Source organism: Rhodobacter ferrooxidans (assembly GCF_000176015.1).
In the GTDB taxonomy this organism is placed as follows: Bacteria; Pseudomonadota; Alphaproteobacteria; order Rhodobacterales; family Rhodobacteraceae; genus Pseudorhodobacter_B; species Pseudorhodobacter_B ferrooxidans.
Window position 1 is genome coordinate 14,100 of record NZ_ACYY01000029.1, and the last position, 19,673, is coordinate 33,772.

Annotated in this window: 25 protein-coding genes; all 25 read right to left on the minus strand. The window is 63.7% G+C overall.

Annotation, left to right across the window (positions count from 1 at the left end; all coding sequences use genetic code 11):
- Positions 1-35: 35 nt before the first annotated feature.
- Positions 36-404 carry a 2Fe-2S iron-sulfur cluster-binding protein gene (locus tag RSW2DRAFT_RS15470; RefSeq protein ID WP_008032636.1) on the minus strand — a complete coding sequence of 123 codons (369 nt, stop codon included), beginning with the start codon at positions 402-404 and terminating at the stop codon, positions 36-38.
- A gap of 231 nt (positions 405-635) precedes the next feature.
- Positions 636-1,415, minus strand: coding sequence for an amino acid ABC transporter ATP-binding protein (locus tag RSW2DRAFT_RS15475; RefSeq protein WP_008032638.1), 780 nt, complete (start codon positions 1,413-1,415; stop codon positions 636-638).
- A 10-nt stretch (positions 1,416-1,425) separates the two neighbouring features.
- Positions 1,426-2,730: an amino acid ABC transporter permease gene (locus RSW2DRAFT_RS15480; protein ID WP_008032640.1), complete on the minus strand. Its 1,305-nt coding sequence runs from the start codon at positions 2,728-2,730 to the stop codon at positions 1,426-1,428.
- 1 nt (position 2,731) lies between these two features.
- Complete coding sequence (locus tag RSW2DRAFT_RS15485; RefSeq protein ID WP_008032643.1) at positions 2,732-4,009, minus strand: amino acid ABC transporter permease; 1,278 nt, start codon at positions 4,007-4,009, stop codon at positions 2,732-2,734.
- A gap of 138 nt (positions 4,010-4,147) precedes the next feature.
- Entirely contained in the window at positions 4,148-5,167 is a 1,020-nt protein-coding gene (locus RSW2DRAFT_RS15490; RefSeq protein ID WP_008032645.1) for an amino acid ABC transporter substrate-binding protein, read from the minus strand.
- Between the two features lie 231 nt (positions 5,168-5,398).
- Complete coding sequence (locus RSW2DRAFT_RS15495) at positions 5,399-6,109, minus strand: ATP12 family chaperone protein (protein ID WP_008032646.1); 711 nt, start codon at positions 6,107-6,109, stop codon at positions 5,399-5,401.
- The gene (locus tag RSW2DRAFT_RS15500) at positions 6,106-7,155 is read right to left on the minus strand and encodes an RluA family pseudouridine synthase (protein WP_008032649.1); all 1,050 of its coding nucleotides are present in this window, start codon (positions 7,153-7,155) and stop codon (positions 6,106-6,108) included. Before RSW2DRAFT_RS15500 ends, RSW2DRAFT_RS15495 begins: the two co-directional genes overlap by 4 nt.
- Complete coding sequence (gene crcB, locus RSW2DRAFT_RS15505) at positions 7,152-7,529, minus strand: fluoride efflux transporter CrcB (RefSeq protein WP_008032650.1); 378 nt, start codon at positions 7,527-7,529, stop codon at positions 7,152-7,154. Before crcB ends, RSW2DRAFT_RS15500 begins: the two co-directional genes overlap by 4 nt.
- Positions 7,530-7,574: 45 nt before the next feature.
- Positions 7,575-8,885 carry a replication-associated recombination protein A gene (locus RSW2DRAFT_RS15510; protein WP_008032652.1) on the minus strand — a complete coding sequence of 437 codons (1,311 nt, stop codon included), beginning with the start codon at positions 8,883-8,885 and terminating at the stop codon, positions 7,575-7,577.
- A gap of 111 nt (positions 8,886-8,996) precedes the next feature.
- Positions 8,997-10,394: a trypsin-like peptidase domain-containing protein gene (locus RSW2DRAFT_RS15515; RefSeq protein ID WP_008032653.1), complete on the minus strand. Its 1,398-nt coding sequence runs from the start codon at positions 10,392-10,394 to the stop codon at positions 8,997-8,999.
- A gap of 69 nt (positions 10,395-10,463) precedes the next feature.
- Entirely contained in the window at positions 10,464-11,054 is a 591-nt protein-coding gene (locus RSW2DRAFT_RS15520; protein ID WP_008032654.1) for an acyl-homoserine-lactone synthase, read from the minus strand.
- A 51-nt stretch (positions 11,055-11,105) separates the two neighbouring features.
- Entirely contained in the window at positions 11,106-11,717 is a 612-nt protein-coding gene (locus RSW2DRAFT_RS15525) for a helix-turn-helix transcriptional regulator (RefSeq protein ID WP_008032655.1), read from the minus strand.
- Positions 11,718-11,900: 183 nt separating this feature from the next.
- The gene (gene rplQ / locus RSW2DRAFT_RS15530; RefSeq protein ID WP_008032656.1) at positions 11,901-12,320 is read right to left on the minus strand and encodes a 50S ribosomal protein L17; all 420 of its coding nucleotides are present in this window, start codon (positions 12,318-12,320) and stop codon (positions 11,901-11,903) included.
- Between the two features lie 126 nt (positions 12,321-12,446).
- On the minus strand, positions 12,447-13,463 hold the full coding sequence (locus RSW2DRAFT_RS15535; protein ID WP_008032657.1) for a DNA-directed RNA polymerase subunit alpha: 1,017 nt from the start codon (positions 13,461-13,463) through the stop codon (positions 12,447-12,449).
- Between the two features lie 114 nt (positions 13,464-13,577).
- A complete protein-coding gene (gene rpsK / locus RSW2DRAFT_RS15540) occupies positions 13,578-13,967 on the minus strand; it encodes a 30S ribosomal protein S11 (RefSeq protein WP_008032659.1) in 390 nt (129 codons plus the stop codon).
- Positions 13,968-13,979: 12 nt separating this feature from the next.
- Positions 13,980-14,348: a 30S ribosomal protein S13 gene (gene rpsM / locus RSW2DRAFT_RS15545; protein WP_008032660.1), complete on the minus strand. Its 369-nt coding sequence runs from the start codon at positions 14,346-14,348 to the stop codon at positions 13,980-13,982.
- 184 nt (positions 14,349-14,532) lie between these two features.
- Positions 14,533-15,186, minus strand: a complete 654-nt coding sequence (locus RSW2DRAFT_RS15550; RefSeq protein WP_008032663.1) for an adenylate kinase — start codon at positions 15,184-15,186, stop codon at positions 14,533-14,535.
- An 11-nt stretch (positions 15,187-15,197) separates the two neighbouring features.
- Positions 15,198-16,556 (minus strand): preprotein translocase subunit SecY, encoded by a 1,359-nt coding sequence (gene secY, locus RSW2DRAFT_RS15555; RefSeq protein WP_008032665.1) that lies wholly within the window; start codon positions 16,554-16,556, stop codon positions 15,198-15,200.
- Between the two features lie 100 nt (positions 16,557-16,656).
- A complete protein-coding gene (gene rplO, locus RSW2DRAFT_RS15560) occupies positions 16,657-17,154 on the minus strand; it encodes a 50S ribosomal protein L15 (protein ID WP_008032667.1) in 498 nt (165 codons plus the stop codon).
- 93 nt (positions 17,155-17,247) lie between these two features.
- On the minus strand, positions 17,248-17,448 hold the full coding sequence (rpmD, locus tag RSW2DRAFT_RS15565; protein ID WP_008032668.1) for a 50S ribosomal protein L30: 201 nt from the start codon (positions 17,446-17,448) through the stop codon (positions 17,248-17,250).
- A 2-nt stretch (positions 17,449-17,450) separates the two neighbouring features.
- The gene (rpsE, locus tag RSW2DRAFT_RS15570) at positions 17,451-18,017 is read right to left on the minus strand and encodes a 30S ribosomal protein S5 (protein WP_008032671.1); all 567 of its coding nucleotides are present in this window, start codon (positions 18,015-18,017) and stop codon (positions 17,451-17,453) included.
- 10 nt (positions 18,018-18,027) lie between these two features.
- Positions 18,028-18,387 (minus strand): 50S ribosomal protein L18, encoded by a 360-nt coding sequence (gene rplR, locus RSW2DRAFT_RS15575; protein WP_008032673.1) that lies wholly within the window; start codon positions 18,385-18,387, stop codon positions 18,028-18,030.
- 12 nt (positions 18,388-18,399) lie between these two features.
- Positions 18,400-18,933 carry a 50S ribosomal protein L6 gene (gene rplF, locus RSW2DRAFT_RS15580; protein ID WP_008032676.1) on the minus strand — a complete coding sequence of 178 codons (534 nt, stop codon included), beginning with the start codon at positions 18,931-18,933 and terminating at the stop codon, positions 18,400-18,402.
- A gap of 10 nt (positions 18,934-18,943) precedes the next feature.
- Entirely contained in the window at positions 18,944-19,342 is a 399-nt protein-coding gene (rpsH, locus tag RSW2DRAFT_RS15585) for a 30S ribosomal protein S8 (protein ID WP_008032679.1), read from the minus strand.
- 12 nt (positions 19,343-19,354) lie between these two features.
- Positions 19,355-19,660: a 30S ribosomal protein S14 gene (rpsN, locus tag RSW2DRAFT_RS15590; protein WP_008032681.1), complete on the minus strand. Its 306-nt coding sequence runs from the start codon at positions 19,658-19,660 to the stop codon at positions 19,355-19,357.
- Positions 19,661-19,673: the final 13 nt, after the last annotated feature.

Sequence of the window (19,673 nt, forward strand, 5' to 3'; positions counted from 1 at the left end):
GCCGGGCTGGGGGGTGTGAAACCCCCCGGCTTCTTTCACGCCCCACCCGGCTCGCCGGTATAGGAAATCGTCACATCCTCGTCGCGCACGATGAACTGGCAGGCCAGCCGGTAATGCGGCGGCAGGTCGCGCACCTCGGCGTCTTCCAGTTCCGCCGCCGTCAGCTTGCCCAACTCGCGCAGCTTCGTCTTTTCCTTTTCGGTCAGCGCAATCGCCTTGCGGTTGGCGGGGTCGGCATAGGTCACCTTGATCAGGCACGAGGCGCAGTTGCCGTCGCGGCAATCGAAGGGGATCGGAATGTGGTTGGCCAGCGCCAGCGCCAGCACGGTGTGGGTGTCGCCCGCCACGGCGTAGATCGTCTTGCTGGGATGCAGCATCGGCGAAGAGAAAGTCACGTTTGCCATGTCTCATTTCCTAAAAGGGCCACCCGCACCGCCCTGCGACGGTCAGGCGGAATTGGCCGGCCGGGCCGGTTTCACGCAGACAGCTTGGGGGAAGCACAGATCGTGCCAAGGCCGGAAAGCCTGTATCCACGGGGCCCTTCGGCAGGGTGTGTCGCAAAGCCGACAAAGCCCGCCCGCCGGACATGACAAAGGCGGACCCGCAGGCCCGCCTTCCGCCCGTGCAAACCGCCGTCAGTGCCCGAGGATCTGGCTCAGGAACAGCTTGGTGCGTTCCGATTTCGGGTTGTTGAAGAACTCGCGCGGCTCGTTCTGCTCGACGATCTGGCCCTGGTCCATGAAGATCACCCGGTTGGCCACCGCCTGCGCAAAGCCCATCTCGTGGGTCACGCACAGCATGGTCATGCCCTCTTGCGCCAGCTCGATCATGGTATCCAGCACTTCCTTGATCATCTCGGGGTCCAGCGCCGAGGTCGGTTCGTCGAACAGCATGATCCGCGGCTTCATGCACAAGCTGCGCGCAATCGCCACCCGCTGCTGCTGACCGCCCGACAACTGGCCGGGGTATTTCGCCGCCTGCTCGGGGATTTTCACCTTGCGCAGGTAGTGCATCGCCACTTCCTCGGCCTCTTTCTTCGGGGTCTTGCGCACCCAGATTGGCGCCAGCGTCAGGTTTTCCAGAATCGTCAGATGCGGGAACAGGTTGAAGTGCTGGAACACCATGCCAACTTCCGACCGCACCTTGTCGATGTTCTTCAGGTCGCTTGTCAGTTCGGTGCCATCGACGACGATCTGCCCGGTCTGGTGTTCTTCCAGCCGGTTGATGCAGCGGATCAGCGTCGATTTGCCGGACCCGGACGGGCCGCAGATCACGATCCGCTCGCCGCGCCGCACCGTCATGTTGATGTCGCGCAGCACGTGGAAGGTGCCATACCACTTGTTCATCGCGGTGATCTGGATTGCCACCTCGTCGGAGACCTGCATCTTGCCGGGGTCGCGGGCGGTTTCGGCCATGGAAAGCTCCTTACTTGTGGTCGGTTTTCAGCTTGCGCTCGAGATACATCGAATAGCGCGACATGCTGAAACAGAGGACGAAGAACACGGCGCCGACGAACAGGTAGGGCTCCCAATAGACGCCCTTCCAGGCCATGTCGGCCCGCACGATGGTGCTGATGCCCTTCAGCGGGTCCAGCAGGCCGACAAAGGAGACCAGCGTGGTGTCCTTGAACAGGCTGATGAAGGTCGAGACGATCGAGGGGATCGAGATCTTCAGCGCCTGCGGCAGGATGATCAGGCGTTCGGCGCTCCAGTAATCCAGCCCCAGCGCGTCGGCGGCCTCGTATTGGCCGCGCGGCAGGGCTGCCATGCCGCCACGCACCACTTCGGCCAGATAGGCGGCGGCGAAGATGGTCACCAGAATATCGACCCGCAGGATCAGGTCGAAACTGGTGCCGGGCGGCAGGAAATATTGCAGCAGCAGGGATGCGGTGAACAGCATGGTGATCAGCGGCACGCCGCGGATGAACTCGATGAAGGCGACCGACAGGGTTTTCACCAGAAACATGTCCGACCGCCGCCCCAGCGCCAGCAGGATGCCCAGCGGCAACGAGGCGGCAATCGAGGTGACGCCGATCACGATCGACAGAAGGAACCCGCCAAAACGGTCGGATTCCACCGGCACCAGCCCGACGGGCATCACGCCGGCCAGCAGCCCCGCCACCGGACCTTGGGCAAACAGCCACCACAGCACGGCGGCCACGAAGCCCAGGCCCCCGGCCACCGGCACGCCCAGCAGCGGTCGCAGCAACTTGAACACCAGCGCCAGCAAGCCAAAGCCCGCCATCGCCACCACCGGCCCCCAGATCGACCCACCCCACAGCAGCCAGTAGCCCAGCGCCGGGTAGATCACCGTGCCCCACAGCAGCAGCCGCGGCACTTCGGTAAACAGCACTGGCGCCAGCGCCACGAACAGCAGAACGAAGGCCAGCCCGACCCGCCAGTAAGCCTCGGGCGGGTAGAAGCCGAAGATGAACTGGTGCCAGCGCTCGCGCAGCATGGCCCAGCAGGCGCCCTGCGCCCCCTCGCCGAACTCGGCGGCGATGATGCTGCGACATTCGCCCAGCGAGTTGGCATCCCAGACCCCGTGCAGGAACCACGGCAGCGAGGCCGCCAGCAGCCACCACACCGCCGCCAGCCCCGCCAGCGTCAGGAAGGTGTTCAGCACGCCCGAGAACAGGTTTTCGCGGATCCACTTGATGATGCCGCGATCCACCAAGGGCGGCGGCAGTTGCGGCAACACGGTGTCGCGCAGATAGGAAGGCTCGGTCATCCTAGCGCTCCTTCAGCTTGACGGAACTGTTATAGACGTTCATCACCGCCGAAATGATCAGGCTGATGATCAGATAGATCAGCATCATCAGCAACATGCACTCCAGCTCGCGCCCGGTCTGGTTCAGGGTGATGCCGCCCAGCGTGCCGCGCAGGTCCAGATAGCTGACCGCGATGCCCAGCGAGGTGTTCTTGGTGATGCTGAGGTATTGCGAGATCAGCGGCGGCACGATTACCCGCAGCGCCTGCGGCAGGATGATCAGTCGCGTGGTGCGGCTCGGGCGCAGGCCCAGCGCAAAGGCGGCCTCGGTCTGGCCATGCGACACCGCCATCACGCCCGCACGGACGTTTTCGGCGATGTAGGTGGCAGAATACAGCGACAGGGCCAGCAGCAGTGCTGTGAAGGAATGTGCAAGGTTGATGCCGCCCTTGAAGTTGAAGCCCTTGAACACCGGGTAGTCCAGATGGAAGCCCAGCGCGAACAGCAGGGCGACGAAGGGCACCACCAGCACGATCAGACTTTTCCACCAGGTGGCCGGGCGCACCCCGGTCGCCTCTTGCACCGCACGGGCGCGGCGCAGCAGCAGGCGATGCACCAGCACGCTGCCGATGATCACCGCCAGCATCGCCAGAAAGCTGAAGTTCAACGTGATCAGCCCCAGATCAAGGCTGCCCAGCGGTCGCGACAGCAGCGGTGCGGGGATGTTGGTGCCGCGGTTGGTCAGCGCCACCGCACCGTCGAACAGCATCGCGGCCTTGGGCGCCTGCCCCGCCGCGATCATCGCATCGGTGACCTTGAAATCCTTCGGCTCGGGCATGGTTTCCGACAGGATGGTGGCGGCCACGAAAATCCACAGCAACACCGGCACGTTGCGGAACACCTCGATGTAAACGGTCATCAGGCGGCCAACCAGCCAGTTCTTCGACAGCCGCAGGATGCCGACGAACACCCCGATCACCGTCGCCAGCACACAGGCCAGCCCCGCCACCACCAGCGTATTGAGCAGCCCGACGACCGCGGCGCGGCCATGGCTGCTGTCGTTGGTATAGGGGATCAACTGCTGGTCGATGTCGTAACCGGCGCGGTTCCACAGGAAGCCGAAGTTGATGTCCTTGTCCTTGGCGGCCAGGTTGACCATGGTGTTGTGAACCAGCCAACTGACGCAAAGCAGCACCAGAATCAGCACGATGACCTGAATGGTGATCGCGCGATACCGCGTGTCATAGATAAGCATACTGGGCCGAAAGCCGCCTTTCGGCGCGTCGCTGGCCATCGCCATTGGTCTACCCCCTGCGCCTGCCCATGATCCCGGAACCTGCCGGAAAACAGGGGTCTTTTGCCCCATGTGGTTCAGGTCGTCTTTACGTCAAAGGAAAAAACGGGCGCGCCGTTGCAGCGCGCCCGTTTCGGGATCAGATCACCGGAACGGCGGGGCGTATTGCAGCCCGCCTTGGGTCCACAGCGCGTTCAGGCCGCGGGCCAGGCCGATCGAGGTGGATTCGCCCAGGTTGGCGGCGAAAATCTCGCCATAGTTGCCTTGGGCTGCGATGGCGCGCTTGGCCCATTCCTTGTCCAAGCCCATCATCGCACCCAGATTGTCATCGCTGGCGCCCAGCAGGCGCTTGATTTCCGGGTTGGTGGTGGTGGAAGCGGTTTCCTCGACATTGGCGGCGGTTATGCCGTTTTCCTCGGCCGAGACCAGCGCGTAATAGGTCCAGCGCACGATATCGCCCCAGTTGTTGTCGCCATGGCGCACAACCGGCCCCAGCGGCTCTTTCGAGATGATCTCCGGCAGGATGATGTGGTTTTCCGCATCCGGCAGCGTGGCGCGCACCGCGGCCAGACCCGAGGCGTCGGTGGTGTAGGCGTCGCAGGCCCCGGCGACATACTGGCGCTGGCCTTCGCTGTCGTCGGCGATGGTCACCGGCGTGTAGCTCATGTTGTTCGACTTGAAGAAGTCGGCCAGGTTCAGCTCGGTCGTGGTGCCGGTCTGGATGCAGACGGTCGCGCCATCCAGTTCCTTGGCCGAGGAAACCCCAAGCTCTTTCTTCACCATGAAGCCCTGGCCGTCATAGTAGTTGACCGCCACGAAATCGAACTTCAGGTCGGTATCGCGCGAGAAGGTCCAGGTCGAGTTGCGGATCAGCACGTCCACCTCGCCCGAAGCCAGCGCGGTAAAGCGGGTCTCGCCGGTCAGCGGCACGAATTTGACCTTGGACGCGTCGCCCAGCACGGCGGCGGCAATCGCCTTGCACAGGGCGGCGTCGAAGCCCTGGTAGTTGCCGTTGGCATCGGGGGCGGCAAAGCCGGTCAGACCGTTGTTGGAGCCGCAGTTCAGAATACCGCGCGCCTTCACGTCGTCCAGCGTGCCGGCGGCTGCCATGCCGGCCAGCAGGCCGGAGACTGCCAGCGTACCGAGGAATACAGATTTTTTCATACGTACCTCTTCCTGAGTTGGCGCCCGTTTCGGGCGTCTTCTTGTGGATGCCCCGCCGCTGGCGGGGCCGAAACTGATGGAGGGGAGCCCCCTCAGCAGAGGGCAGTTTCCGACGAGCGGTTTGCTTGGTCAAGCGAAAGGAACCGCGCAGCCGGAATTAGTGCAAACACACTGAAATATAGGCGAAATCTGGAAAGATGCTGTTGCCGCAGGCGCAATTGCGAAAGATTGTCACCCACACAATCCATAGAATCGCCCGGCATGGATCAGGGCGGCATGGCGCAGGCCTTCGGATTGCGCGGCCTCCTCGTCCTCGCCCCAAAGCTCGGCCTGCCAGCGTTCATCGACGCGCGAGATATCCCACAGCGTCTGCGCGTCCATCCAGCCGCGGCTGACCGCCAAGCCGCCGACCAGCGAGCCGGAAATCATCACCAGATCATGCAGCGCCGCCAGTTGGAACGGCGTGCAGGCCTGCACTTCTGCGGCCAGCCGCGCGATGCTGGCGTGCGGTTGTTCGACATGCATCACGCCCGCGGTGGTGATCAGCGGCGCTTCCAGCAGCGACGCCGACCACGCCAGCAGCGGATCCCAGGCCGCAGCCTGCCGCGCCAGCAGCTTTTCCGGCCCGTTGGCGCGGTAGCAGATCAGGTCCGAGGCCCCGTAAGCCGCGATCAGCCCCGCCACTTCGGCAAACTGCGGCGCCACCTTGTCCAGCGCCGAATTGGCCATGCGGGTGAAGGGCATGGCGTCGGGCTTGATCACGCCCTGCTGCGCATCCCATTCGGCGGCAATTTCCTGCGCCAGCGCCAGCGTCGGCACCTCCAGCAGCGTCTTGGCCGGGGTTTTCACCGCCCGCCCGTCCAGCCGCACGGTGAAAGCCGCGCCAACCGGCTCGGCTGTAGCCTGCTTCCAGAACCGTTTCGCCACCCAACCGCCGCTCATTTTTCCTCGGTCACGAAGGGGTCGGCGGGCACGTCTTTCTCGTTCCAGTCGAAGGTTTTCCAGGTCTTGGCCATGTGTTCCGGCAGCTGCGCCACGAAGGTCATCATCGCTTTGGTAATGGGGTGCTCGACCGACAGGCTGCGGGCGTGCAGGTGCAGCTTGCGGGAAATGTCGCCACCAACCTGCGCGCCCCAGCCATCGCCCAGATTGTCGGCGCCACCGCCGCCATACTTGCCGTCGCCCAGGATCGGATGCCCCATCTCGGCCATATGGGCGCGCAACTGGTGGGTGCGGCCAGTGATCGGCTCCAGCGCCACCCACGAGAGGCGACTTCCAAGGAACCACAGCACGAAATAATCGGTCTGCGCCCGCTTGGCGTCGGGGTAATCGGCGGTCTTGGCGGGGTGGATGCACAGCATCTTCTCGCCCTCGCCGCCCCGGCCATGGCCCGGCGCCTTCATCAGCGCGTATTTGATCGACCCCTGCCGCGGATGCGGCACGCCCGCCACCAGGGCCCAGTAAATCTTGCGGGTGTTGCGATGGCGGAAGGCCTCCGACAGCGCCCGCGCCACCCGGTCGGTGCGCGCGAGAATCAGCACGCCCGAGGTGTCCTTGTCCAGCCGGTGCACCAGCTTCGGGCGCTCCTTGTAGCCGAACTTCAACGCCTCGGTCAGGCCGTCAACATGCCGGTCGCCCTGCCCCGAACCGCCCTGCGACGGCAGGCCCGGCGGCTTGTTCAACACGATGATATGCTCATCCTTGAACAGCACGCAGGACTGGATCATCTTGGTATCCGCCGCCGAAACCCCATCGCGCAGCGGCCGCGACGGCGCCTCGCTGTCGGGCAGCGGCGGCACCCGGATCTCCATGCCGGGAACAACCCGGTCCGAGGCCTTGGCCCGCGCACCATCGACCCGCACCTGGCCCGTGCGGCACATCTTTTCCACCGCGCCTTGGGTCAGTTGCGGAAAGCGGCGCTTGAACCAGCGGTCCAGCCGCTGTTCGCCCTCGTCGCCCGACACCGTCAGCAATTTCACCGCACTCATGCAAATATCCCCCGCGTGACCCAGACCCCGGCCACGATTGCCGCCAGCGACAGCGCCACCGAGCCCAGCACATAAGCCGCAGCCAACCCGACCTGCCCGCGTTCCCACAACGTCAGCGCGTCCAGCGAGAACGCCGAAAACGTGGTGAAGCCGCCCAGGATGCCGGTCATCAGGAACGGCGCAAACCGCGTGCCGCCCTTTTGTGCCAGCACCACCACCAGCACGCCCATGGCGAAAGAGCCGAGGACGTTGACCAGCATGGTGGCCATCGGAAAGCCGGGACCAAAGGCGCGCATCGCCGCCACATTGGTCACATAGCGCAAGGACGCGCCAATGGCGCCGCCCAGTGCCACTTGAGGAAGGGTGTTGATCATCCGGCCCTGATGTGCCGCGCGGGCGGTTTTGTCAACCGCAGCCGGTCAGGGCGCCTGCCGCTTGGCCCGCAGCTTGGCGAAATAGTCGATGCGCTTCTTCAACTCGCGCTCGAAACCCCGCTCGGCGGGCTGGTAATACACCGGACGTTTCATGGTTTCGGGGAAGTAGTCCTGACCGGAAAAGCCATCCTCGGCATCATGGTCATAGGCGTAGCCGTCGCCGTAACCGATGTCCTTCATCAGCTTGGTCGGCGCGTTCAGGATATGCCGCGGTGGCGGTTCCGACCCGGTGGACCGCGCCGCCGCCCGCGCCGCCTTGTAGGCGGTGTAAACCGCGTTCGACTTGGGCGCGAGAGCCAGATAGACCACCGCCTGCGCCAGCGCCAACTCACCCTCTGGCGAGCCCAGCCGTTCATAGGTCTGCCAGCCCTGCAAGCAGACCTCGACCGCCTGCGGATCGGCCAGACCGATGTCCTCCACCGCCATGCGGGTGATGCGGCGGGCCAGAAACCGCGGGTCTTCGCCACCCTCCAGCATCCGCGCGAACCAATAAAGTGCTGCATCCGGGTCCGACCCCCGCACCGATTTGTGCAGCGCCGAGATCAGGTTGTAATGCTCCTCGCCGGACTTGTCGTATTTCGCCGCCCGCCGCATCAGCCGCTTCGAAAGCGTCTCGCGGTCCAAGGGCTTGTCCAGCTTCCAGGCCGCCACCTGCTCGATCAGGTTCAGCGCGGCGCGGCCATCGCCATCGGCCATTTCCAGCAGCGCCTCGCGCGCCTCGGCCTTCAGGGGAAGCGCCCGGCCCATGTCCTGCTCGGCGCGCTGTGCCAGCCGTTCCAGATCGTCCAGGCTAAGGCGTTCCAGCACGATCACCTGCGCCCGGCTCATCAAGGCGGCGTTCAGCTCGAAACTGGGATTTTCGGTGGTGGCGCCGACCAGCAGGATGGTGCCATCCTCCATATAGGGCAGAAACCCGTCCTGCTGCGCCTTGTTGAAGCGGTGAATTTCGTCAACGAACAGCAAGGTGCCCTGGCCGTTCGCCCGCCGGATCCGCGCCTGTTCGAACACCTTGCGCAGATCCTGCACCCCGGTGAAGATCGCGCTGATCTGCACGAAGGCCATGTCGGATTCATGTGCCAGCAGCCGGGCGATGGTGGTCTTGCCCACCCCCGGCGGCCCCCAGAAGATCAGCGACGACAGGCTGTGCGCCGCCAGCATCGCCCCCAGCGGCCCCTCGGGCGACAAAACCTTGCCCTGCCCGATCACCTCGGCCAGCGTCTTGGGGCGCAAACGATCAGCCAAAGGCCGCGGCGCCACGGGTTGCGGTGTGTCAGCACTGTCGAACAGATCGGCCATGGCCGCAGCCTACGCGGATGCGCCGACTTGCGAAAGGTGCTGTCGCATCGGCTTCACCTTTGCACAAATATCCCCGCCGGAGGCTCCACCGCCACAACCCGAACCACCACCTCAGACCCGGAACCGCAATTGCAGCACCTGATCGCCGCGCTGCACCACGATCTGCCAGCGCCGGGGCAAAGGCCCCTCCAGCGCGGTTTTCACATCCGCAGGGCTGGTGACTTTCAACCCATTGATCGCAATCAGAATATCCCCTGCTTGCAAGCCAACCTCGGCGGCCAGATCCTCCGCCGCCAGCACCGCCACGCCCTCGGCCGCACCGCGCAGGTCCAGTTCGGCCATAACGGCGGGGTTGATCCGCGCCACTGTGAGGCCGCGCAGCACCGCATTGCCCTGCACCATCACCGTGTCGCGCGGCGGCTCGTCCGGCGGCAGGGCAAGGGTGACTTCCGCCTCCTGCATGTCGCCATCATGCAGCCAGCCTACCGTGACCTGCTTGCCGACGCCGATCGCGGCCAGCCGGAACACCACCTCTTGCGGCGTGTCGGCGGGCTTGCCGTCCAGGCTCAGCAGCACGTCGCCCGCTTCCATCCCGGCGGCGCGGAACGGGCTGAGCGGGTGCAGGTCGGTCAGCACCACGCCTTCGGGGCGCGCAAGTCCCATCGCCTCGGCAATGGCGGCATCCATGGTCTGACCGGAAATCCCCGCCCAGGGCCGCTGAAACCGGGTCTGGCCGTCGCGGGCCTGATCGACAAACCGCTGCACCAGATTGGCAGGGATCGCAAAGCCGATGCCGTTCGAGCCGCCGCCGCGGGTCAGGATGGCGGTGTTGATGCCCACCAGCCGCCCCGCGCCATCGACCAGCGCCCCGCCCGAGTTGCCGGGGTTGATGGCGGCATCGGTCTGGATGAAATAGCCGCGCCCGTCGCCCACCGACAGCGCCGACCGCGCCAGCCCCGACACGATGCCCAGCGACACCGTCTGGCCAACGCCGAACGGGTTGCCGATCGCCAGCACCAGTTCGCCCACCTCGACCTCGTCGGAATTGCGCAGCGCCAGCGCCGGCAGATCGTCAGCGCCTTCCAGTTGCAGCACCGCCAGATCACTGTCCTGATCGGCCAGCAGCACATGGGCGGTGTATTCGCGCCGGTCGGCCAGTTGCACCCTGATCTCGGTGGCCTGCGCCACCACATGGTAGTTCGACACCACCACCCCGTCGGGTGCCACGATCACCCCGGACCCCAGCGAGTTTTCCAGCCGCGGCGTCGCCGGGCCGAAATCCTTGAAGAACTGCTCGAAAAACGGATCGCCCGCGAAGGGGCTGGAGCGGTCGGCCACCAAGACGGTGGCGTAGATGTTGACCACCGCCGGGGTGGCCTGACGGACCACCGGGGCAAAGCTGAGCGTGATCTCAGCCTGCCCGCCCGGAACGGCGGTTTCGCCGGCGGCAGGAACCGCCAGCACCAAGGCAAGGAACGGCCCGGCAAGGGCCAGCAGCGGCAAACGCATCACACCTCCGAAAGGCTGTTTCCGCCACCAATATCGGGGATCGGTGGCGGTCAGACAACCCAAAGCGCGTCAGTGCAGTTGTGCTGCGAAATCCATCGCCACCACCTGATTGTCGATGCCCTCGATCTCCATCACCGGGCCCATCGCCTTCATGCCGACGCCGACCCGCGCCGCCCAACGCGGCCAGTTGGCGTTCAAGAGCGTCAGGCATTGCGTCGCCCCCAGCGCCCGCGACGCCACCGCAATCTCGCTGATCAGCGTCGCATGCACCCGGCGGCGCAGATGTGCCGGCACGTCATGCGACACGAACAGCCGCGAGCTTTCCCAGATGGTGTCGGACACCGGCGCCTCGGCATACAGCAGATGCGCCGGAATGGTATCCAGCAGCCCGCGCTGCGCGTCGCGGATCATGTAGCTGTAGATGCCGCATTTGGCGGTGGTGGGCGTCAGCCGGTTGCCGGCCATAACGCGGCCTTCCTCGTCATGCACCACGATCCAGCGGCTGGCCGGGGTGTCATACTGGTCAAACTCCATGCCCATGGCTTCGGGCAGCGCCCATTTGTTCAGGACGATGAACAATTCGCGCCGGGCGCGCAGCATATTGGCGAATAACTCGCCATGATTGTGCATGTTGGCGAAAGAAAGGGTGGTGGTCTGCATATGTGCCTCCTGCAGGGTTGGTAACAACAAAACCTTACGGAGGGGTTACGGTCAGATCAGCCGGTAATCCTTGGCGCGTTGAATGGCCTCAGCCGTGGTGCGCGCCATCAGCCGGATGCGCGCCGAGGAAATTCTCGCCTTCAGCGCGCTTTCCGAAATCCCCAGTTTCTCCGCCGCCGCCGCATGACGGTCGCCCCCCGCAATACATCTCAATGCTTCGATCTGCGCCTTGGTCAGTTCTTCCGGGGGCTGGGTCATGTCGTGCAATCTGTGCACGATCAGGGAAAGTGCTGCGATCTCGTCATCCCGCACCTCCCTGTCCTTGCGCGCGAAACTGCCGATGGTGCGGGAATTGATCGGCCCGCAGGCGACCGTGACCCCATAGCAAAGACCGAATTTTCTGGCCTCGTCGAACAGATGGAACGGGTCGAGCAGACCTTCGTCGCTCCAGCGGATGCTGCCGGTGGTCGAGAACCCCCAGGCAATCATCGGGTCGCGCAGCACGAAACCGTTTTCGGTGTAATGATCGACCCAAGCCTGATCATAGGTCTGAAATGTCATCAACGGCGAGGTGAAACGAATGTGCAGGCCCAGGAAATATCCCTGGGGGGCCAGCAGGGAAAGCTGGTGCAGTTCAAGGTCAAGGCCGGTCTTTATGGACATGTCTTTTTGTATAGGTTCCGATTCTGAAGCAACCATAAATTGCATCGGGGTTTTGCGCCATAGGGTCTGGCGCGAATCGCAAACTATTGCCGGATTTCGGTTTTTCTGCGGTGAACCTGCGGCGTTCCAATTGCAAAAGGCCCGCCAGAAGGCGGGCCTTTAACCATGCAGGTCAGGAAAACCTTACGCTTCGACCGCCTCGGCGGCGGCAACGCGGGCCTTGTCGGCGGCGCCTTTGGCGGTCGGGTCACGATCGACGAATTCGATGATCGCCATCGGCGCCATGTCGCCATAGCGGAAGCCCGCTTTCAGCACCCGCACATAGCCGCCCTGACGGGTGGCATAGCGCGGCCCGAGGATGGCGAACAGCCGTTCGACATACTGGTCCTGCTTCAGCTGGCTGGCGGCCTGGCGACGGGCGTGCAGATCGCCGCGCTTGGCCAGCGTGATCAGCTTTTCGATGATCGGGCGCAGTTCCTTGGCTTTCGGCAAGGTGGTCTTGATCTGCTCATGCTCGATCAGCGAACCTGCCATGTTGGCAAACAGCGCCTTGCGGTGCTCGTGGGTGCGGTTCAGGCGGCGATAGCCGGCTCCGTGGTTCATGGTGTTCTCCTACGTTCGTTTTGCTTTGTCCGGCCGCCCTCGAATGGGTGGCTCACCTTGGGGCATCATGCCCATGTCTTCCCCGGCAATCCGGGCATTGGAGGGGCGTTGCCGCCCCCCTTGGCCTTAGAACTGGTCTTCGAAACGCTTGGCCAGGTCTTCGATGTTTTCCGGCGGCCAGTCTTCCACGTCCATACCCAGATGCAGCCCCATGCCCGACAGCACTTCCTTGATTTCGTTCAGGGATTTGCGGCCAAAGTTCGGGGTGCGCAGCATCTCGGCTTCGGTTTTCTGGATCAGGTCGCCGATATAGACGATGTTGTCGTTCTTCAGGCAGTTGGCCGAGCGCACCGAAAGCTCCAGCTCGTCCACCTTCTTCAAGAGCAGCGGGTTGAACTCCAGCCCGTCATCGACATCGTGACGCAGCGCCGATTCCGGCTCGTCGAAGTTCACGAACACCGAAAGCTGGTCCTGCAGGATGCGCGCGGCATAGGCCACGGCGTCATCGGGCGTCAGGCTGCCGTCGGTCTCGATCTTCATCGTCAGCTTGTCATAGTCCAGCACCTGACCCTCGCGGGTGGGCTGCACTTCGTAGCTGACTTTCTTGACCGGCGAGTAGATCGCGTCGATGGCAATCAGGCCGATCGGCGCATCTTCCGGCTTGTTCTTGTCGGCGGCAACATAGCCCTTGCCGGTGTTGACCGTCAGTTCCATGAACACGTCGGCGCCATCGTCGAGGTGGCAGATCACGTGGTCCTTGTTCAGAACCTCGATGCCGTTGCTTTCGGAAATGTCGCCCGCGGTCACGACGCCCGGACCCTTGGCCGAAATCGACAGCCGCTTCGGGCCTTCGACTTCCATCTTCAGCGACACGCCCTTCAGGTTCAGCACGATGTCGGTCACGTCTTCGCGCACGCCCGCCACCGAGGAGAACTCGTGCAGCACGTTGTCGATTTGCACCGAGGTGATGGCCGCGCCCTGCAGCGACGACATCAGCACGCGGCGCAGCGCGTTGCCCAGCGTCAGGCCGAAGCCGCGCTCCAGCGGTTCGGCGATCACGGTTGCCGTGCGCGAGGCGTCGGGCCCCGGCTTGACCACCAGTTGCGTTGGCTTGATAAGTTCGGCCCAATTCTTGTGGATCATGCTGTCGCCTCCATACTAGTCATCTGCCCATGTCCTTAAGCAGGTGACGCCCGAGGATCAGAAATAGCGAAAATCGGGCCGCGCCAACGCGCAGCCCGACCTTGAAAATTGGCCTCAGACGCGGCGGCGCTTCGGCGGACGGCAGCCGTTGTGGGCCATCGGGGTCACATCACGGATCGAGGTGATGTTGAAGCCGACAGCCGCCAGCGCGCGCAGCGCCGACTCGCGGCCCGAACCGGGGCCCTGCACTTCGACTTCCAACGTTTTCACGCCGTGTTCCTGCGCCTTGCGGCCGGCATCTTCGGCGGCCATCTGGGCGGCATAGGGGGTCGATTTGCGCGAGCCCTTGAAGCCCATGGTCCCCGAGGACGACCAGGCAATCGCATTGCCCTGCACGTCGGAAATCAGGATCTTGGTGTTGTTGAACGACGAATTCACATGCGCCACGCCGGCGGCGATGTTCTTGCGTTCCTTGCGCTTGATGCGCGTCTTGTCGCGTGCCATGTCCTGCGCCCCTTATTTCTTCTTGCCGGCAATGGCCTTTGCGGGGCCCTTGCGCGTGCGTGCGTTGGTATGGGTGCGCTGACCGCGAACCGGCAGGCCGCGGCGATGACGCAGGCCGCGATAGCAGCCCAGGTCCATCAGACGTTTGATGTTCATCGCGGTTTCGCGCCGCAGATCGCCTTCAACCGTCAGGTTGGCGTCGATATGCTCGCGGATCGCCAGCACTTCGGCGTCGGTCAGGTCGTTGACGCGACGGGCGCGGTCGATGCCGACAGCTTCGCAGATCTGTTCCGCGATGTGCGGGCCGATCCCGGTGATATAGGTCAATGCGATGGGGACGCGTTTCCCCGTCGGAATGTTGACGCCAGCAATACGTGCCAAACGTGTCTTCCTTTTGGTTGCGGTTCCGTAGTGCCAGAACCTTTTTTCACAACTCCGGTCGCGGGCGCGGGGCCTTTGCCGGTTCGAATGCCTCGAAATCCGAGGCCGCCCATAACGGACGATTCCCCTGCGGGACGCCGTGACTTATGGGGTTTTCACCCGCCCGTCAAGGCAGGCGGCAGGGTTATTTCGATCTGTCAAGCACTTTTGCGATGGCCGCGGCAACTGCGTCCATTTCCGCCAGCCCATCGACCGAGGAAAGCTGCTGCTTGGCATAGTAGTAGCCGATCAGCGGCGAGGTTTTCTTGTAATATTCCATCAGCCGCTGCCGCAGCGCCGCCTCGTTGTCGTCGGCGCGATGCACAAGATTGGTGCTGCCGCAGGCGTCGCAAACCCCCGCCACTTTGCTGGGCCGGGTGACGTCGTGATAGACCGCGCCGCAATCGCCACAGTTGTAGCGCCCGGTGATGCGCGCCACCAAAGCGGCGTCATCGACCTGCATCTCGATCACCGCATCCAGCTTTTGCCCCAGCTTGGCCAGCAAGGCCCCCAGCGCATCCGCCTGCGGCAGGGTGCGCGGAAAACCATCGAAGATGAAACCTCCAGCCGACGGCTGTGCCAGCTTTTCGCCGATCAGACCGATCACGATCTCGTCGGTGACCAGCTCGCCACGCGCCATCACCTCGGCCACCTTGCGGCCCATTTCAGAGCCGGAGGATTTCGCCTCGCGCAGCATGTCGCCGGTGGAAAGCTGCACCATGCCGCGGTCCTCGACCAGACGCTTGGCCTGCGTGCCCTTGCCCGCCCCCGGCGGCCCCAGAAGGATGATATTCACCATTGCCTGCGGCCTTAGCGCCGGGTCGGAGCGCGCGGCCCCGTGCGTTTCTTGCCGCGCAGTTGCGACTTCTCGATCAGGCCTTCGTATTGATGTGCCAGCAGATGCGACTGCACCTGGTTGATGGTGTCCATCGTCACCGACACCACGATCAGAACCGAGGTGCCACCAAAGTAGAACGGCACCGCGAACTGGCTGCGCAGAATCTCCGGCAGCAGGCAGACGGCGGCCAGATAGGCCGAACCCAGCACCAGCACCCGGTTGACGATGTAATCCAGATGCTCCTGCGTGGCCTTGCCGGGGCGGATGCCCGGAATGAAGCCGTTCTGGTTCTTCAGGTTCTCGGCCACATCATCGGTCTTGAAGGCGACGTTGGCAGTATAGAAATAGGTGAAGAACACGATCATCGCCGTGAAGAACAGCAGATACAGCGGCTGGCCTGGGCCGAAATAGGCCAGGATCGTGGACATGATCGGCCCGGTCTGCGCCCCCGAGAAGGTGGAAACCGTAATCGGCAGCAGCAGCAGGCTGGAGGCAAAGATCGCCGGGATGACGCCCGCCGGGTTGACCTTGATCGGCAGGTGCGACGAGCCGCCGTCATAGACCTTCATGCCGACCTGGCGGCGCGGATACTGGATGTGGATCTTGCGCAGCGCGCGTTCCATGAACACCACGAAGGCAATCACCGCCACCACCATCACCAGCACACCGATGATCACCGCAGGCGACAAGGCGCCGGAACGGCCCTGGCTGAAGAATTGCGCCAGCGCCCGCGGGATTTCCGCGACGATGCCGACAAAGATGATCAGCGAGATGCCGTTGCCGATGCCGCGGGCGGTGATCTGCTCGCCCAGCCACATCAGGAACATGGTGCCACCGACCAGGGTAATCACCACCGCCAACCGGAAATACAGACCCGGATCCTGCGCCAGATCGCCCGCTTCCAGCGACATCGCAATGCCCCAGGCCTGGAACGTGGCCAGGAACACCGTGCCGTAGCGGGTGTATTGGTTGATCTTCTTGCGGCCCTGCTCGCCTTCCTTCTTCAACTGCTCCAGCGCGGGCAGCATCGAAGTCATCAACTGCACGATGATCGAGGCCGAAATGTAGGGCATGATGCCAAGGGCAAAGATGCCCATACGGCTGATGGCACCACCGGTGAACATGTTGAGTATGCCGCCGATGCCAGCGCCGACATTCGCCATGAACTCGCGCAGCGCGGTGCCGTCAATGCCGGGGACCGGGATATAGGTGCCCAGGCGGTAGACGATCAGCAGGCCGACGGTGAAGAAAATCCTTTGGCGAAGGTCTGTCGCCTTGCCCAGTGCGCCCCAGCTAAGGTTCGCCGCCATTTGCTCTGCAGCAGATGCCATGCCCGATCTCTTTCATGACTGCGTCGCCGAACCGTTCTCCGGTTGGCGACGCGGGAAAACATGCCGTTATGTAAGCGGTCTTGCGACCGCTCACAACCGGTTATTGCGCCTTGCGCACCGACTTGCCATGCGGCGCAAGCGCCGGGGCGACGGTCAGGGTGCCGCCAGCGGCAGCCACGGCTTCGACAGCCGCCGCCGAGGCGCCGGTGACGTTCAGCGTGACGGCAGCGGTGATCGCGCCCTTGTTCAGCACGCGGATACCGTCAAGCTTGCTTTTGGTCAGACCGGCCGCAATCAGCGCGTCTTCGCTGATGGGGGCGGTGACGTCCAGCTTGCCTTCGGTGATGAATTTCTGGATCAGCCCGAGGTTGATCACGGCATAATGCTTGGCGTTCGGCTTGTTGAAGCCACGCTTCGGCAGACGCCGATACAGCGGCATCTGGCCGCCCTCGTAGCCACCGATGGCCACGCCCGAGCGGGATTTCTGACCCTTGATACCCCGGCCGGCAGTCTTGCCCTTGCCCGAGCCCGGACCACGCGCCACGCGCTTCTGCTTCTTGGTGGCGCCGGGATTGTCGTGCAGTTCATGCAGTTTCATGTCGCTTCTCCTTTTACCGGAACTGCCCCGGAAAGCGACTTCCGGGGCAAACGCGGTGTGATGAAAGAAGGCCGCGAACGGCCTTCAGCGGGCTTACCCGCGCTCTTCGATGATCGTCACCAGGTGGGCGATCTTGTTGACCATGCCGCGCACGGAAGGCGTGTCTTCCAGCTCGCGGGTGCGGTTCATCTTGTTCAGGCCCAGACCCTTCAGGGTCGCGGTCTGCTTGGCCGGACGGCGGGCGGCCGAGGCCACCTGCTTGACCACGATGGTTTTCTTGACGGTGTCGGTCATGCTCAGGCCTCCACGGTTTCGGCTTCGGGCTTGCGCAGGATCTCGGCAACCTTCTTGCCGCGACGCTGCGCGACCTGACGGGGGCTGGTTTCCTGCTTCAAGCCGTCGATGGTGGCGCGGATCATGTTGTAGGGGTTCGAGGAACCGATGGATTTCGCCACCACGTCCTGCAGCCCCAACATCTCGAACACGGCGCGCATCGGGCCACCGGCGATGATGCCGGTGCCGGCCACGGCAGTGCGCATCACGACCTTGCCCGCACCATGGCGGCCTTCCATGTCGTGGTGCAGCGTGCGGCCATCGCGCAGCGCGACACGGATCATCTGCCGTTTCGCCTGTTCGGTGGCCTTGCGGATCGCTTCGGGCACTTCTTTCGCCTTGCCCTTGCCATAGCCGACACGGCCGCGCTGATCGCCGACAACCACCAGGGCTGCAAAGCCGAAGCGCTTGCCGCCTTTCACGGTTTTCGACACGCGGTTGATCGCCACGAGACGATCGGCGAATTCCGGGGTTTCTTCGCGCGGCGCACGGTCGTCGCGGCGTTCCCGGCGGGGTTCACGTTCTGCCATCATCGTCTCCTTAGAACTTCAGGCCGCCTTCACGGGCAGCCTCGGCCAAAGCCTTGATCTTGCCGTGAAAGAGGAAACCACCGCGGTCGAAATAGCAGGCGTCGATGCCCGCTGCCTTCGCCCGCTCGGCGATCACAGCCCCGACCTTGGTCGCGGCTTCGACGTTGTTCTTGCCCAGGAAGCCCAGATCCTTTTCGAGGGTCGAGGCCGCGGCCAGCGTCACGCCGTTCACGTCGTCGATCAGCTGCACGCTGATGTTCTTGTTCGAACGGTGCACCGACAGGCGCGCACGCCCGTTGGCCATCGCCTTGATCTTGTTCCGCACGCGCTGACGGCGCTTGAGGAACAGCTCTCGCTTGTTGTTCGCCATTTCTCTCGCCCCTTACTTCTTCTTGCCTTCCTTGCGGAACACGAACTCACCCTTGTAGCGGATGCCTTTGCCCTTGTAGGGCTCGGGCTTGCGCCATTCGCGGATGTTCGCGGCGACCTGACCAACAAGCTGCTGGTCAATGCCTTCCACAGTGATTTCGGTTTGCTTCGGGGTGGCGACGGTCACACCGTCGGGCACTTCGAAGTTCACATCATGGCTGTAGCCGAGCGACAGTTTCAACACATTGCCAGCCATCGCAGCGCGGTAACCAACGCCTTGAATCTCCAGCTCTTTCTTGAAGCCGACCGTGACGCCCGTCACCAGGTTCTCGACCTGGCTGCGCACCATGCCCCATTGCTGGCGCGCCCGTTTGGACGTGCCGCGCGGGGTCACCTTCACCGATCCGTCTTCCAGGGTCAGCGTCACGTCGTCGGTCGCGTGGAAGCTGCGGGTGCCTTTCGGCCCCTTCACTTCGACGGACTGACCGCTGATCGAGGCCGACACGCCTTGCGGCAGCGGAACGGGTTTTTTGCCGATACGAGACATTATACCCTCCTCAGAACACGGTGCAGAGCACTTCGCCGCCAACATTGGCAGAGCGTGCAGCTGCATCGGACATGACACCTTTCGGCGTCGACACAATGGAAACGCCAAGGCCGTTCCGGACCACAGGAATATCCTGCACGCCCATGTAGACCCGACGCCCGGGCTTCGAGACACGCTTCAGTTCACGAATGACCGGCGTGCCTTCAAAGTATTTCAGGCTGATCGTGATTTCGCCCTGACCGTTGTCGGTCGTGGCCTTCTCGTAGCCGCGAATGTAGCCTTCCGCCGCCAGCACATCCAGCACCCAGGCGCGCAGCTTCGAGGCCGGCGTCTTGACAGTGGACTTGCCGCGCATCTGCGCGTTGCGGATGCGGGTCAGCATATCGCCGAGGGGATCGTTCATCATCATATCCCGATCTCCTTACCAGCTGGACTTGACCATGCCGGGGATCTGGCCGAACGAGGCCAGGTCACGCAGCATGATGCGCGAAAGTTTGAGCTTGCGATAATACGCATGCGGACGACCGGTCAGTTGGCAGCGGTTGTGCAGCCGGGACGCAGCCGAATTGCGGGGCAGACCGGCCAGCTTGAGTTGCGCCTTGAAACGCTCCTCCATCGGCAGGTCCTGGTTGCGCGCGATCCCCTTCAGCGTGGCACGCTTGGAAGCATAGACCTTCACAAGGTGTTGACGCTTCAGTTCGCGTTCGATCATGGATTTCTTCGCCATATCTTCTTTTCCT

Coding starts and splice junctions, on each gene's coding strand:
- crcB (WP_008032650.1), bottom strand. CDS start 7,529: ATGATCAACACCCTTCCTCAAGTGGCACTGGGCGGCGCCATTGGCGCG.
- RSW2DRAFT_RS15485 (WP_008032643.1), bottom strand. CDS start 4,009: ATGGCGATGGCCAGCGACGCGCCGAAAGGCGGCTTTCGGCCCAGTATG.
- RSW2DRAFT_RS15550 (WP_008032663.1), bottom strand. CDS start 15,186: ATGGTGAATATCATCCTTCTGGGGCCGCCGGGGGCGGGCAAGGGCACG.
- rplR (WP_008032673.1), bottom strand. CDS start 18,387: ATGGCGAACAACAAGCGAGAGCTGTTCCTCAAGCGCCGTCAGCGCGTG.
- rplQ (WP_008032656.1), bottom strand. CDS start 12,320: ATGAACCACGGAGCCGGCTATCGCCGCCTGAACCGCACCCACGAGCAC.
- rpsH (WP_008032679.1), bottom strand. CDS start 19,342: ATGATGATGAACGATCCCCTCGGCGATATGCTGACCCGCATCCGCAAC.
- RSW2DRAFT_RS15510 (WP_008032652.1), bottom strand. CDS start 8,885: ATGGCCGATCTGTTCGACAGTGCTGACACACCGCAACCCGTGGCGCCG.
- rpsE (WP_008032671.1), bottom strand. CDS start 18,017: ATGGCAGAACGTGAACCCCGCCGGGAACGCCGCGACGACCGTGCGCCG.
- rpsK (WP_008032659.1), bottom strand. CDS start 13,967: ATGGCACGCGACAAGACGCGCATCAAGCGCAAGGAACGCAAGAACATC.
- RSW2DRAFT_RS15490 (WP_008032645.1), bottom strand. CDS start 5,167: ATGAAAAAATCTGTATTCCTCGGTACGCTGGCAGTCTCCGGCCTGCTG.
- RSW2DRAFT_RS15495 (WP_008032646.1), bottom strand. CDS start 6,109: ATGAGCGGCGGTTGGGTGGCGAAACGGTTCTGGAAGCAGGCTACAGCC.
- RSW2DRAFT_RS15535 (WP_008032657.1), bottom strand. CDS start 13,463: ATGATCCACAAGAATTGGGCCGAACTTATCAAGCCAACGCAACTGGTG.
- RSW2DRAFT_RS15525 (WP_008032655.1), bottom strand. CDS start 11,717: ATGTCCATAAAGACCGGCCTTGACCTTGAACTGCACCAGCTTTCCCTG.
- secY (WP_008032665.1), bottom strand. CDS start 16,556: ATGGCATCTGCTGCAGAGCAAATGGCGGCGAACCTTAGCTGGGGCGCA.
- RSW2DRAFT_RS15475 (WP_008032638.1), bottom strand. CDS start 1,415: ATGGCCGAAACCGCCCGCGACCCCGGCAAGATGCAGGTCTCCGACGAG.
- RSW2DRAFT_RS15520 (WP_008032654.1), bottom strand. CDS start 11,054: ATGCAGACCACCACCCTTTCTTTCGCCAACATGCACAATCATGGCGAG.
- rplO (WP_008032667.1), bottom strand. CDS start 17,154: ATGAAACTGCATGAACTGCACGACAATCCCGGCGCCACCAAGAAGCAG.
- rpsN (WP_008032681.1), bottom strand. CDS start 19,660: ATGGCGAAGAAATCCATGATCGAACGCGAACTGAAGCGTCAACACCTT.
- RSW2DRAFT_RS15470 (WP_008032636.1), bottom strand. CDS start 404: ATGGCAAACGTGACTTTCTCTTCGCCGATGCTGCATCCCAGCAAGACG.
- rplF (WP_008032676.1), bottom strand. CDS start 18,933: ATGTCTCGTATCGGCAAAAAACCCGTTCCGCTGCCGCAAGGCGTGTCG.
- RSW2DRAFT_RS15500 (WP_008032649.1), bottom strand. CDS start 7,155: ATGAGTGCGGTGAAATTGCTGACGGTGTCGGGCGACGAGGGCGAACAG.
- RSW2DRAFT_RS15480 (WP_008032640.1), bottom strand. CDS start 2,730: ATGACCGAGCCTTCCTATCTGCGCGACACCGTGTTGCCGCAACTGCCG.
- RSW2DRAFT_RS15515 (WP_008032653.1), bottom strand. CDS start 10,394: ATGCGTTTGCCGCTGCTGGCCCTTGCCGGGCCGTTCCTTGCCTTGGTG.
- rpmD (WP_008032668.1), bottom strand. CDS start 17,448: ATGACCGACACCGTCAAGAAAACCATCGTGGTCAAGCAGGTGGCCTCG.